This is a genomic window from Bacillus sp. 0209A, assembly GCF_036765095.1.
Taxonomy (GTDB): Bacteria; Bacillota; Bacilli; order Bacillales; family Bacillaceae; genus Bacillus; species Bacillus subtilis_G.
On record NZ_JBAIZV010000024.1, the window covers coordinates 1 to 331 of the forward strand.

The 331-nt window shown below is 54.7% G+C and carries 1 protein-coding gene; it reads left to right on the forward strand.

What is annotated here, in order from left to right; all coding sequences use genetic code 11:
* Nucleotides 1-331 (forward strand): hypothetical protein (locus V6D44_RS20990; RefSeq protein WP_333516863.1); only part of this gene is annotated, 331 nt, incomplete at both ends.

Here is a 331-nt window from a genome sequence, read left to right on the forward strand (position 1 = left end):
TGTAAGGGAGGCGGCCGTTACCGTACGGACAGACAGCGGCGAGCCAGAATTATGCGCTTATATAGAAGGACTCGGAAGAAATGAGGTGCGGGCGCAGCTTGAAACGCTTCTGCCTGGCTACATGATCCCAGCCCATATGATAGAGATGGAACAATGGCCGGTTACGCCAAGTGGAAAGCTTGACCGAAAGGCCCTGCCAGCTCCTGACGGAGCGGCAGATGAAGAGACCTACACGGCGCCGAGAAATGTGACAGAGATGAAGCTTGCCCATCTGTGGGAAGACGTGCTGAAAAACGGACCTGTCGGGATTCGCGACAACTTTTTTGACCGT